We start from the raw sequence: 13,040 nt of genomic DNA, 5'->3' as shown, positions 1-13,040 counted from the left end.
GGCCTTTCCGTCATTTCGGGGCGACTTTTCCGGGCGTAGGGGGCGGATCGGCTGTGACGTATCTCCCTGGTCCGATCCCCCGCAGCGATGAGACACTATGCGGGACGCCACATATGTAGCCGGTTACCCGGCGGTTTCGAACTCGTGACCAACGGGAATGAGGCATGAGCGTCAGTGGGGCAACGATGCCCCCGTGAGCGGGCAACGATGCCCGCCCAGTGACGGACCGCCGGAGCCTCCGGAGATCCTCCGACTCCATCGATCCGTCCCCGCGGGACAGTCCCTGCCCCCGCACCCCACAGGTGAACCCACACCACCGCTCCGTATCGGCGGTGTCCGCATGCTGGAATGCGCTATCCGCTTCGCGAGAAGCCAGCCATCATGTAACCTGCACGAAATTTCGCGGAGGGCCAACGTCGTCCCTCGGCATCTGCATATGCCACGACGACGACGGGAGAGCCGATGCGTTCCGACGCCTGGTCGCCCATGGACGGTCGCCCCGCTCCGCAGGGGATGTACGACCCCCGTAACGAACACGACGCCTGTGGTGTCGGGTTCGTGGCCACCCTCACCGGTGTAGCCAGCCACGCGCTGGTCGAGCAGGCGCTGACCGTACTGCGCAACCTCGAGCACCGCGGCGCCACCGGCTCCGAGCCCGACTCCGGTGACGGTGCCGGCATCCTGTTCCAGGTCCCGGACGCCTTCCTCCGCGAGGTCGCCGGATTCGAGCTCCCCGAGGCCGGCGCGTACGCCGTCGGCATCGCCTTCCTCCCCGAGGACGGCACCGACGAGACCGCCGCGAGGATCGAGACGATCGCCGCGGAAGAGGGCCTCACCGTCCTCGGCTGGCGCGAGGTCCCCGTCGCCCCCGAGCTGCTCGGCGCCTCCGCCCGCGCCACCATGCCGGTCTTCCGCCAGCTCTTCGTCGCCGACGGCGAGAACACGGGCATCGCGCTGGACCGCAAGGCGTTCGTGCTGCGCAAGCGCGCCGAGCGCGAGGCCGCGACCTACTTCCCGTCGCTCTCCGCCCGCACCATCGTCTACAAGGGCATGCTGACCACCGGCCAGCTCGAGCCCTTCTTCCCGGACCTGTCGGACCGCCGCTGCGCCACCGCCGTGGCCCTGGTCCACTCCCGGTTCTCCACCAACACCTTCCCCAGCTGGCCGCTGGCCCACCCGTACCGCTTCGTCGCCCACAACGGTGAGATCAACACCGTCAAGGGCAACCGGAACTGGATGACCGCCCGCGAGGCCCAGCTCGAGTCCACCGCCTTCGGCGAGGGCGCGCTGGAGCGGATCTTCCCGATCTGCACCCCGGACGCCTCCGACTCGGCCTCCTTCGACGAGGTCCTGGAGCTGCTCCACCTCGGCGGCCGCTCGCTGCCGCACGCGGTCCTGATGATGGTCCCGGAGGCGTGGGAGAACCACGAGACCATGGACCCGGCCCGCCGCGCCTTCTACCAGTACCACTCCACGATGATGGAGCCCTGGGACGGCCCGGCCTGCGTCACCTTCACCGACGGCGTCCAGGTCGGCGCGGTCCTCGACCGCAACGGTCTGCGCCCCGGCCGCTACTGGGTCACCGACGAGGGCCTCGTCGTCCTCTCCTCCGAGGTCGGCGTCCTCGACATCGACCCCGCCAAGGTCGTCCGCAAGGGCCGCCTCCAGCCCGGCAAGATGTTCCTCGTCGACACCGCCGAGCACCGCATCGTCGAGGACGACGAGATCAAGGCCGCCCTCGCCGCCGAGCACCCCTACGCGGAGTGGCTGGAAACCGGCGAGATCGAGCTCTCCGACCTCCCCGAGCGCGAGCACATCGTGCACACCCACGCCTCGGTCACCCGCCGCCAGCAGACCTTCGGCTACACCGAGGAAGAGCTCCGCGTCATCCTCGCGCCGATGGCACGCACCGGCGGCGAGCCGCTCGGCTCCATGGGCACCGACTCGCCCATCGCGGCCCTGTCCGCCCGCCCGCGGCTGCTCTTCGACTACTTCACGCAGCTGTTCGCGCAGGTCACCAACCCGCCGCTGGACGCCATCCGCGAAGAGCTGGTCACCAGCCTCCGCTCCTCCCTCGGCCCCGGCAGCAACCTGCTCGAGCCCACCTCCTCGTCGTGCCGCAGCGTCACCCTGCCCTTCCCGGTGATCGACAACGACGAGCTGGCCAAGCTCATCCACATCAACGCCGACGGCGACATGCCCGGCATGAAGGCCGCGACGCTCTCCGGCCTCTACCGCGTCTCCGGCGGCGGCGACGCCCTCGCCGCACGCATCGAGGCCATCTGCGCCGAGGCCGACACCGCCATCGAGGGCGGCGCCCGCCTCATCGTGCTCTCCGACCGGCACTCCGACGCCGAGCACGCGCCGATCCCCTCGCTGCTGCTCACCGCGGCCGTCCACCACCACCTCATCCGCACCAAGCAGCGCACCAAGGTGGGTCTGCTCGTCGAGGCCGGCGACGTCCGCGAGGTCCACCACGTCGCCCTGCTCATCGGCTACGGCGCCGCGGCGGTCAACCCGTACCTCGCCATGGAGTCCGTCGAGGACCTGGTCCGCGCCGGCACCTTCATCGAGGGCCTGGAGCCCGAGCAGGCCATCCGGAACCTGATCTACGCCCTCGGCAAGGGCGTCCTCAAGGTCATGTCCAAGATGGGCATCTCCACCGTCGCCTCCTACCGCGGCGCCCAGGTCTTCGAGGCCGTCGGCCTCGACGAGACCTTCGTCGCCACGTACTTCAACGGCACGGCCACCAAGATCGGCGGCGCCGGTCTCGACGTCGTCGCCAAGGAGGTCGCCGCCCGCCACGCCAAGGCGTACCCCGTCTCCGGCGTCCCCTCGGCGCACCGCGCCCTGGACATCGGCGGCGAGTACCAGTGGCGCCGCGAGGGCGAACCGCACCTGTTCGACCCGGAGACCGTCTTCCGTCTCCAGCACGCCACGCGCACCAAGCGGTACGACATCTTCAAGAAGTACACGGAGCGGGTGAACGAGCAGTCCGAGCGCCTCATGACGCTCCGCGGCCTCTTCGGCCTCACCTCGGACCGCCCCTCGATCCCCCTCGACGAGGTCGAGCCGGTCTCCGAGATCGTCAAGCGCTTCTCCACCGGCGCCATGTCGTACGGCTCCATCTCCCGCGAGGCGCACGAGACCCTCGCCGTCGCCATGAACCAGCTGGGCGCCAAGTCCAACACCGGTGAGGGCGGCGAGGACCCGGACCGCCTCTACGACCCGGCCCGCCGCTCCGCGATCAAGCAGGTCGCCTCCGGCCGCTTCGGCGTCACCAGCGAGTACCTGGTCAACGCGGACGACATCCAGATCAAGATGGCCCAGGGCGCCAAGCCCGGCGAGGGCGGCCAGCTGCCCGGCCACAAGGTCTACCCGTGGGTCGCCAAGACGCGTCACTCGACGCCCGGCGTCGGCCTCATCTCGCCGCCGCCGCACCACGACATCTACTCCATCGAGGACCTGGCCCAGCTGATCCACGACCTCAAGAACGCCAACCCGGTCGCCCGCATCCACGTGAAGCTGGTCTCCGAGGTCGGCGTCGGCACGGTCGCCGCCGGTGTCTCCAAGGCCCACGCGGACGTCGTCCTCATCTCCGGCCACGACGGCGGAACGGGCGCCTCCCCGCTGACCTCGCTCAAGCACGCGGGCGGCCCCTGGGAGCTCGGCCTCGCCGAGACCCAGCAGACCCTGCTGCTCAACGGCCTGCGCGACCGGATCGTCGTCCAGACCGACGGCCAGCTCAAGACCGGCCGCGACGTCATCATCGCCGCCCTCCTCGGCGCCGAGGAGTTCGGTTTCGCGACCGCGCCGCTCGTCGTCTCCGGCTGCGTCATGATGCGCGTCTGCCACCTGGACACCTGTCCGGTCGGCATCGCCACCCAGAACCCGGTCCTGCGCGACCGCTTCTCCGGCAAGGCCGAGTTCGTCGTCAACTTCTTCGAGTTCATCGCCGAAGAGGTCCGCGAGCTCCTCGCCGAGCTGGGCTTCCGCACCCTCGAAGAGGCCGTCGGCCACGCCGAACTGCTCGACACCAGCCGCGCCGTCACCCACTGGAAGGCGCAGGGTCTCGACCTGGAGCCGCTCTTCTACGTGCCGGAGCTGGCCGAGGGCGCTGTCCGCCACGCCCGGATCGAGCAGGACCACGGCTTGGAGAAGGCCCTCGACAACGAGCTGATCCAGCTCGCCGCCGAGGCCCTGAACGCGGCCACCGCCGAAGAGGCCCAGCCGGTCCGCGCCCAGGTCGCCATCCGCAACATCAACCGCACGGTCGGCACCATGCTCGGCCACCACGTGACGAAGAAGTTCGGTGGCGCCGGCCTCCCGGCCGACACCATCGACATCACCTTCACCGGCTCCGCCGGCCAGTCGTTCGGCGCCTTCCTGCCGGCCGGTGTCACCCTCCGCCTGGAGGGCGACGCCAACGACTACGTCGGCAAGGGCCTCTCCGGCGGCCGCGTGATCGTCCGCCCGGACCGCGGCGCCGACCACCTGGCCGAGTACTCGACCATCGCGGGCAACACCATCGGATACGGCGCGACCGGCGGCGAGCTCTTCCTCCGCGGGCGCACCGGCGAGCGCTTCTGCGTCCGCAACTCCGGCGCCCTGGTCGTCTCGGAAGGCGTGGGCGACCACGGCTGCGAGTACATGACCGGCGGCACGGCGGTCGTCCTCGGCGAGACCGGCCGCAACTTCGCGGCCGGCATGTCCGGCGGTGTCGCCTACGTGATCGACCTCGACCGGGACAACGTCAACTCCGGCAACCTGGAGGCGATCGAGGCCCTGTCGGACACCGACAAGACCTGGCTGCACGACGTCGTGCGCCGCCACTTCGAGGAGACCGCCTCCACGGTCGCCGAGAAGCTCCTCGCCGACTGGGACGCCGCGGCGGCCCGGTTCAGCAAGATCATCCCCGCCACGTACAAGGCAGTGCTCGCCGCCAAGGACGCCGCTGAGCTCGCCGGTCTCTCCGAGACCGAGACCACCGAGAAGATGATGGAGGCTGCGTCCCATGGCTGACCCCAAGGGCTTCCTGACCACCGGGCGCGAAGTCGCCCAGACCCGACCGGTGGGCGAGCGCGTCAGGGACTGGAACGAGGTCTACGTCCCCGGCTCCCTGCTGCCGATCATCAGCAAGCAGGCCGGCCGCTGCATGGACTGCGGCATCCCGTTCTGCCACAACGGCTGCCCCCTCGGGAACCTGATCCCCGAGTGGAACGACTACGCCTACCGCGAGGACTGGTCGGCGGCGCAGGAGCGCCTGCACGCCACCAACAACTTCCCGGAGTTCACCGGCCGCCTGTGCCCGGCTCCGTGCGAGTCGGCGTGCGTGCTCGGCATCAACCAGCCGGCCGTCACCATCAAGAACGTCGAAGTCTCCATCATCGACAAGGCCTGGGACGCCAACGACGTCAAGCCGCAGGCGCCCGAGCGCCTCTCCGGCAAGACCGTCGCCGTCATCGGCTCGGGTCCGGCCGGTCTCGCCGCCGCCCAGCAGCTCACCCGGGCCGGCCACACCGTCGCCGTCTACGAGCGCGCCGACCGCATCGGCGGCCTCCTCCGGTACGGCATCCCCGAGTTCAAGATGGAGAAGCGGCACATCAACCGCCGCATCGAGCAGATGCGCGCGGAGGGCACCAAGTTCCGCACCGGCGTCGAGATCGGCCGCGACATGCCGGCCACGGCGCTCCGCAACCGCTACGACGCGGTCGTCATCGCCGCCGGCGCCACCGCCGCCCGCGACCTGCCCGTCCCGGGCCGCGAGCTGAACGGCATCCACCAGGCGATGGAGTACCTGCCGCTGGCCAACAAGGTCGTCGAGGGCGACTTCGTGGCCCCGCCGATCACCGCCGAGGGCAAGCACGTCGTCGTCATCGGCGGTGGCGACACCGGCGCGGACTGCGTCGGCACGGCCCACCGCCAGGGCGCGGCCTCGGTCACGCAGCTGGAGATCATGCCCAAGCCGGGCGAGGAGCGGAACCCCGGCCAGCCCTGGCCGACCTTCCCCATGCTCTACAAGGTCACCTCCGCCCACGAGGAGGGCGGCGAGCGGGTCTACTCCGTCTCCACCACCCACTTCGAGGGCGACGAGGACGGCAACGTCCAGTCCCTCCACCTCGTCGAGGTCGAGTTCGTCGACGGCAAGCTGACCCAGAAGCCGGGCACCGAGCGCAAGATCCCCGCCCAGCTGGTCACCCTCGCCATGGGCTTCACCGGCACCGACGTGGAGAACGGCCTCGTCTCCCAGTTTGGTCTGGACCTCGACGAGCGGGGTAACATCGCCCGTGACGCGGACTTCGCCACCAACGTCGATGGCGTCTTCGTCGCCGGTGACGCCGGCCGCGGCCAGTCCCTCATCGTCTGGGCCATCGCCGAGGGCCGCTCCGCCGCCCGCGGCGTGGACCGCTACCTGACCGGAGCCAGCTCCCTGCCGGCCCCGATCCGCCCGACGGACCGTTCCCTGATGGTCTGATCGGTCCCCACAACGTCCCGTACAACGACGTGCGGAACTGAGCGCGGCGCCCCCCGAATGTCCCCGACCGGACGACTGGGTGGGCGCCGATGCGCGTCCTCAGCCCTTCCGGCTCTCGGCTCTTCTCCCGCGCTCAGCTCTTCCCGGGGAAGATCCACGTGATCAGCGACGCCGCCGACACCGCGAGAACCCCCACGAGACCCATCCACCGCGCCCACCCGGTCATCCGGCGCACGGCCCTGGCCCGCCGCTTCTCGTACCGCAGCAGATCCTCCGCACCCGACCGCAGCTTCCGCCCCGGTCGCTCGTGCACGGCCGACACCATCAGCCACGACGCCAGAACGAGCAGCAGGAACGCCCCGGTGAGTAGACCGATCACCCACCACCTCGGCCCGGTGGTCATCCTGCTCAGGTTCTCCTGGCCCTTCAGCACGAACACCACCGTCAGCAGCCCGGTCAGCGTCGTCAGGAAGTTCCGGTACCCCTCCGCCTGCGCGAGCGCCGCCCTCAGCTGCTCCTCCGGCTTCGCCATCGCCAGCACGCGCTCGTCGGCCTCCCGCAACTCCGCGGGCGTGAACTCGCTCACCGCGCGGCCCCCCGCGGCGGCGGCGCGATCCAGAACGACGCACCGCACCCCTGCTCGACCCCCGTCGGCCGGTCCACGTGCCACGTCCCGCACGCGCACCGCGCGTACCGCGGCGCGGCGTCCTCCACCGCCGGCCCCCGCGACGACCCCGGCCCCTTCGTCACGTACTGCACGTCCTCCCAGACCCGCACCGTCACACACCGGCACTCCGGACACTCACCCGACGCCTCCACCCGCCCCTCCCCCCGCGACTCCCACAGGAACGTGGTGACGGGCGAGGTCAACGGCCGGTCGGTGACGCGGTAGGGAACGGTGGAACTCATGTGCGCGGGCCTCCTGCGGTGGTGGGAAGGGTGAGCTCGAAGAGTCGTCCGTACCTGCGCAGCCGGTCCCGGCGCGGCGGCGGGCTCTTCGGTCGTGTCCGCGCCCGTGTCCGCGCACATGTCCGTGGTCGGGTTCACCCGTACCCCCCAACTCCCCTGAACGGCACCCCTGGACGTCCATGATTTCAGAACGCCCCTGCCGTTCGGCGCTGTTGGGGCGAGAGCATGCCGGTGTGGTCCTCGTTCTCGGCGTGGCCGTCCTGCCTGATCGGAACACTTCCCGCAGTCACCGGCGGGGGAGGGAAGGGTCGTAGACTGCCCAGCCGGTCGCCGGGAGGCCCGGCACGGTCTCTTCGTCCGCCACGGACGGCACCCTCAGCTGGGCGGGCGGTACCGCGCGGCCGAGCGCGACCTGGCCGACGCCATGCTCGCGGACATCGAGGAGTGGGAGAGGGAACGTCCATGGCACTGAGCCTGCGGAAGGTCGAGGAGACCGCGCCCGCGCTGGTCAGTCTCTACAAGTCGGCCGGGGACTCGCTCCAGCGGCACGGGATCAGCGGGCAGCGGGTCGCGGTCTACCTGGTGGTCGACTACTCGGGGTCGATGAAGCCGTACTACAACAACGGGAGCGTGCAGGCGCTCGCGGACCGGGTGCTGGGACTCTCCGCGCACTTCGACGACGACGGCCGGGTGCCGGTGGTGTTCTTCTCCACCGACATCGACGCCGAGACCGACATCCGGCTGGACGACCACGCGGGCAGGATCGACCGGATCGTCTCCGGGCTCGGCCACATGGGCAAGACGAGCTACCACCTCGCCATGGACGCCGTCATCGACCACTACCTGGACAGCGGTTCCACCGCCCCCGCGCTCGTCGTCTTCCAGACCGACGGGGGGCCGATCAACAAGCTGGCGGCCGAGCGGTACGTCTGCAAGGCGGCCCGGCTGCCGATCTTCTGGCAGTTCATCGGTTTCGGCGACCCCGCGAGCCGGCAGTTCGAGTTCCTGCGCAGGCTCGACGAGCTGGCCGTGCCGGCGAAGCGACCCGTCGACAACGCAGGCTTCTTCCACGCGGGGCAGGACCCCCACCGCGTCCCGGACGCGGAACTGTACGACAGGATCGTCTCCGAGTTCCCCGCCTGGCTCGCCGCGGCCCGGGCCCAGGGCATCGTCCGTTCGTGAGCCGGCCGGGCACGGCCTCGTCGCGGCGAGCGACGGCGGGAACCGGACTTCACCGGCGGAGAGGCGGGAATCCGGTGGCCCGCCCGCATGGTCGCGGGCGAGCATGAGGCCATGAGTTCTCTCGTGCGACACGTGACCATCGACTGCGCCGACGCCTACGCCCTCGCGACCTTCTGGGCCGGCGTCCTCGACTCCAAGGTCTCCGACGACGACCGGCCGGGAGACGAGGAGGCGCTCGTCGAGTCGGCCGGCGCGGGCCTCCTCTTCATCCAGGTGCCCGAGCCCAAGGCGGTGAAGAACCGCGTCCACCTCGACCTCCAGCCGCAGGACCGCACCCGCGACGAGGAGATCGAGCGGCTGCTCGCCCTCGGCGCGACCCTCCTCGACGACCGCAGGAACCCGGACGGCACCGGCTGGGCGACCCTGGCCGACCCGGAGGGCAACGAGTTCTGCGTCGAGCGCAGCTCGGCGGAGCGAGCGGCCACCGCCTGACCGCACTGGCTCACTGACCGCCTGACCCACTGGCCGCACTGACCGCCCGGGCCGTCCGGTGCAGGCGGTGCGGGCGGTGCGGCCGGTCCGCCGCACCGGGGCCGGCCGGTGGACGGCCCACAGGCTGCCCGCGGACGGCCGGGCGCCGGTCCGGCCCGCGGGGGACCAGAATGGGCACGTGCCGAACACTGCCAGCAAGAAGAAGACTCAGGTGAGCGGCGGGCCCGAGCGGCGCCGTGAACTCCTCGACACGGCGGCCGAGGTGTTCGCCGCCCAGGGGTACAACGCCACCACCGTCCGCAAGATCGCGGACGCCGCCGGGATGCTCGCCGGCAGCCTCTACTACCACTTCGACTCCAAGGAGTCGATGCTCGACGAGATCCTCTCCAGCTTCCTGAACGAGCTGTGGGAGGGGTACGACGCCGTCCTCGCCGCCGGCCTCGGACCCCGCGAGACCATCGAGGCCCTCGTCACCGAGTCCTTCCGCGAGATCGACCGGCACCGCGCCGCCGTCGCCATCTACCAGAAGGAGTCCCGGCACCTCACCGACCAGCCCCGCTTCCAGTACCTCGCCGACTCGCAGCGCAGGTTCGAGAAGGCCTGGCTCGGCACGCTGGAGCGCGGTGTCTCGGCCGGGGTGTTCCGCGCCGACCTGGACGTCCGTCTCACCTACCGGTTCGTCCGCGACACCGTCTGGGTCGCCGCCTCCTGGTACCGGCCCGGCGGCCGCCACAGCCCCGAGGAGATCGCCCGCCAGTACCTGTCGATGGTCCTGGACGGGATCGCCGTACAGCCCTAGATTTCCGGTCCCCGCGATCCGTCGTGCACCCTGGGTCCCCTCGACCCGTCGTCGTATGCCCTGGGTCCCCGTGGTCCCCGGACGGTCGCCGTACGGCCCCGGCCCCGCCGGGCGGGCGTCTTTCCGGCGGGGCCGGGGCGTCACGGGTGGGGGTGGCGCTGTGAAGTGGGACACGTCGGGCGGCTCTGGCCCGGTCTGATCCGTCCGGGCATCGGCTGGGCGGGGCGGGAAGGTCCTGAGGCGCACTATTGTTCCGGTAGAGACGTCCGGGGCTCGTTTCGATCGCCCCGGGAGAGACAGCCGGGGCCCGTATCGCGTGTTCCGGGTAGAGCAGCCGGGGCCCGCACCGTGCAGGTGCGGGCCCTGGCTGTGCCGTGAGCACCGGCCAGGAAGGCACGCATGACCCGCTCCGAACGCTCCAAGCGCAGCCCCCGCAGCACCCAGACGAAGTCCACGTCGCAGCCGAAGGGCTCCCGCGGCGGCCGCCGTCCCACGGCACCCCCGCCGCCGAGCGAGTTCACGCCGCCGGAGACGGTGACGCCCGCGCTGCCCGCGGTGGCCTCCTTCGCCGACCTCGACATGCCCGAGGGCCTGCTGCGGATCCTCGGCGAGCAGGGCGTGACGGAGCCGTTCCCGATCCAGGCGGCGACGCTGCCGAACTCGCTGGCCGGCCGTGACGTGCTCGGCCGGGGACGCACCGGCTCCGGCAAGACCCTCGCCTTCGGGCTCGCGCTCCTCGCCCGCACCGCGGGTCGCCGCGCCGAGCCGACCGCGCCCCTCGCGCTGGTCCTGGTGCCCACCCGCGAGCTCGCCCAGCAGGTGACCGACGCCCTCACCCCGTACGCCGGGGCGCTGCGGCTGCGGCTCACCACGGTCGTCGGCGGCATGTCGATCTCCCGGCAGTCGTCCGCGCTGCGGCGCGGCGTCGAGGTCCTCATCGCCACCCCCGGCCGGCTCCACGACCTCATCGAGCGGGGCGACTGCCGGCTCGACCAGGTCGCGATCACCGTCCTGGACGAGGCCGACCAGATGGCCGACATGGGCTTCCTGCCGCAGGTCACGAAGCTGCTGAAGCAGGTCGAGCCCGGCGGTCAGCGGCTCCTGTTCTCGGCCACGCTCGACCGGAACATCGACAAGCTCGTCAAGATGTTCCTCGACGACCCGGTCGTGCACTCCGTCGACCCGTCGGCCGGCGCGGTCACCACGATGGAGCACCACGTCCTGTACGTGGCCGACGAGACCGACAAGAAGGCCGTCACGCTGCGGATCGCGGCCCGCGACGGCCGGACGATCCTCTTCATGGACACGAAGCGGTCCGTGGACCGGCTGGTCAAGCGGCTCCTCGCCAACGGCGTCCGCGCCTCGGGCCTGCACGGCGGTCGTTCGCAGCCGCAGCGCAACCGGACCCTGGACCAGTTCAAGACCGGTCAGGTCACCACGCTCGTCGCGACGAACGTGGCGGCGCGCGGCATCCACGTCGACGACCTCGACATGGTCGTGAACGTCGACCCGCCGATCGACCACAAGGACTACCTGCACCGCGGCGGCCGCACCGCCCGTGCCGGCGAGTCCGGCAGTGTCTTCACCCTGGTCCTGCCCGAGCAGAAGCGCGACATGGGCCGGCTGATGTCGAACGCGGGCATCAGCCCCCGCACGGCGCAGATCAAGTCCAGCGACGAGGAGCTGGTCGAGCTGACCGGCGCCCGGGAGCCCTCGGGCGTCCCCGTCGTCATCGAGACCCCGCAGCCCACCCCGCCGCGCTCCGCGGCCGGGTCCGGCAGCGGTGGCGGCCGTCGCCGCCGCGGCGGGTCCGGCGGTACGGCCGCGGGTGCGGGCCGCCCCGCCGGTTCCGGTACGGCCGCGGGCCGGGGTTCCGGCGCCACGGGCGGCTCCGGGCGCGGCGCGTCCGGAGCGGGCCGTACGGCGTCCGGCGCGGGCCGCGGCACCGGCACCGGCTCGGGCCGGGGCGCGGGCGCGGGTGCGGGTGCGGGCCGGGGTTCCGGCGCGGGAACCGGGCGCGGTGCCGCCTCCGGCGCCGGCGCGGGTGCCGGCAGGGCCGCCGCCTCCGGCGCCGGTGCGGGGCGTGGTGGGCGTCAGGCGCCGAGCACGAGCCGTTCGCGGAGCGCCGGCAGCTCGCGCGGGTCGAGGCCGAGGCCGACCGACACGTAACGGAAGAGGCTCCCGTAGGAGGTGCGGACCTGGTCGAGGGCGGCGTCCAGATACTCCGTCCGCACCTCCTGGAGCGGCACGATCAGCTCCGGGTTCTGCATGAGCCCGCCCTGCTTGAGTCCCTCCCGCACCCGCGCGTCGTACGCGGCGCGGAAGGTGTTGGAGGCCAGGTAGTCCGCGCGGGCGGAGCTCGCGGGCACCCCGAGCAGGGTCAGCAGCAGCCAGCTCGTCCAGCCGGTGCGGTCCTTGCCCGACGTGCAGTGCACGAGCAGCGGACCCCGGCGGGGATCGGCGAAGTCCCGCAGGGTGGTCGCGAGGGCCGCCCGGTTCGCGGCGTCGGTGACGAAGGTCCGGTAGACGCCGGTCATGAACGCGGCGGCCCGCCCGCCGCCGAGCATCTCCTCCTGCCGCACCGGGTCGCGTGAGCCGATCGCTGCGAGCAGCTGCCCGAACAGGCCGTTGTCGGTGACGGGCCGGGCCACCGGGACCGTACCGGCCGGCAGCCGGTCCGCGCCGTCGTACCCGACCTCCAGCGGGATCCGCAGGTCCACCACCGAGCCGAGGCCGAGCCCGCCGAGCGTGGCGACGTCGGCGTCGGTGAGTCTGCCGAGGTGGTCGCCCCGGAAGGCGAGCCCGTGACGGACCCGGGCGCCGTCGTAGGTGAGGTGTCCGCCGAGGTCGCGGACGTTGACCGCGCCCTGGAGCGGGACGTGCCGGATGGAGCTCGCGGCCCGGGGGCCGGGGCGCGCGGTCGCGGGGGCCGGGGCGGCCGCGAGCAGGGCGGCGGCGCCGCCGGCGGTGAGCAGCGCGCGTCGGGACAGGGGCATGGCTGGACTCCCTTTACGGACTGACGGACGTACGGAACGAGGGCGTACGACTGACGGACTCGGGTGGGGCAGCCGTGGGCGGACGGGCCCGCGGAGGCGAGGGGGTCACCGGCCCGAGGAGGCCGGGACCCACGGGTGCGCGGGCAGCCGACCTTCGACCAAATGTTTGTTAGGTGGCTGCTCGAGG

The 13,040-nt window shown here is 71.9% G+C and carries 9 protein-coding genes; 6 read left to right on the top strand and 3 right to left on the bottom strand.

The annotated features are described in order from the left end of the window. Positions 1 to 462: 462 nt before the first annotated feature. Both gltB and AC067A_RS15980 read left to right on the top strand, forming a co-directional pair. Positions 463 to 5,022: a glutamate synthase large subunit gene (gene gltB, locus AC067A_RS15985; RefSeq protein ID WP_478620075.1), complete on the top strand. Its 4,560-nt coding sequence runs from the start codon at positions 463 to 465 to the stop codon at positions 5,020 to 5,022. Continuing rightward, positions 5,015 to 6,475, top strand: coding sequence for a glutamate synthase subunit beta (locus tag AC067A_RS15980; RefSeq protein WP_478620073.1), 1,461 nt, complete (start codon positions 5,015 to 5,017; stop codon positions 6,473 to 6,475). The genes gltB and AC067A_RS15980 overlap by 8 nt, the downstream gene beginning before the upstream one ends. A 133-nt stretch (positions 6,476 to 6,608) precedes the next feature. Here the strand turns inward: AC067A_RS15980 and AC067A_RS15975 are convergent, their stop codons facing one another. Further along, positions 6,609 to 7,061 carry a hypothetical protein gene (locus tag AC067A_RS15975; RefSeq protein ID WP_478620070.1) on the bottom strand — a complete coding sequence of 151 codons (453 nt, stop codon included), beginning with the start codon at positions 7,059 to 7,061 and terminating at the stop codon, positions 6,609 to 6,611. Continuing rightward, a complete protein-coding gene (locus AC067A_RS15970) occupies positions 7,058 to 7,384 on the bottom strand; it encodes a hypothetical protein (protein ID WP_478620067.1) in 327 nt (108 codons plus the stop codon). Before AC067A_RS15970 ends, AC067A_RS15975 begins: the two co-directional genes overlap by 4 nt. A 462-nt stretch (positions 7,385 to 7,846) precedes the next feature. Between AC067A_RS15970 and AC067A_RS15965 the strand changes: the two genes are divergently transcribed. The 4 genes from AC067A_RS15965 (at position 7,847) to AC067A_RS15950 (ending at position 12,026) form a co-directional block, all read left to right on the top strand. After that, the gene (locus AC067A_RS15965) at positions 7,847 to 8,566 is read left to right on the top strand and encodes a vWA domain-containing protein (protein ID WP_478620064.1); all 720 of its coding nucleotides are present in this window, start codon (positions 7,847 to 7,849) and stop codon (positions 8,564 to 8,566) included. A 111-nt stretch (positions 8,567 to 8,677) separates the two neighbouring features. Continuing rightward, the gene (locus AC067A_RS15960) at positions 8,678 to 9,058 is read left to right on the top strand and encodes a VOC family protein (RefSeq protein ID WP_478620061.1); all 381 of its coding nucleotides are present in this window, start codon (positions 8,678 to 8,680) and stop codon (positions 9,056 to 9,058) included. A gap of 178 nt (positions 9,059 to 9,236) precedes the next feature. Continuing rightward, positions 9,237 to 9,857 (top strand): TetR/AcrR family transcriptional regulator, encoded by a 621-nt coding sequence (locus AC067A_RS15955; protein WP_478620059.1) that lies wholly within the window; start codon positions 9,237 to 9,239, stop codon positions 9,855 to 9,857. A gap of 399 nt (positions 9,858 to 10,256) precedes the next feature. After that, positions 10,257 to 12,026 (top strand): DEAD/DEAH box helicase, encoded by a 1,770-nt coding sequence (locus AC067A_RS15950; protein ID WP_478620056.1) that lies wholly within the window; start codon positions 10,257 to 10,259, stop codon positions 12,024 to 12,026. Here AC067A_RS15950 and AC067A_RS15945 read toward each other — a convergent pair. Further along, positions 11,951 to 12,853, bottom strand: coding sequence for a tyrosine-protein phosphatase (locus AC067A_RS15945; protein WP_478620053.1), 903 nt, complete (start codon positions 12,851 to 12,853; stop codon positions 11,951 to 11,953). The genes AC067A_RS15950 and AC067A_RS15945 overlap by 76 nt on opposite strands. Positions 12,854 to 13,040: the final 187 nt, after the last annotated feature.

Source organism: Streptomyces sp. NPDC043176 (assembly GCF_056436715.1).
This window is presented reverse-complemented; position numbering and strand designations above follow the sequence as displayed.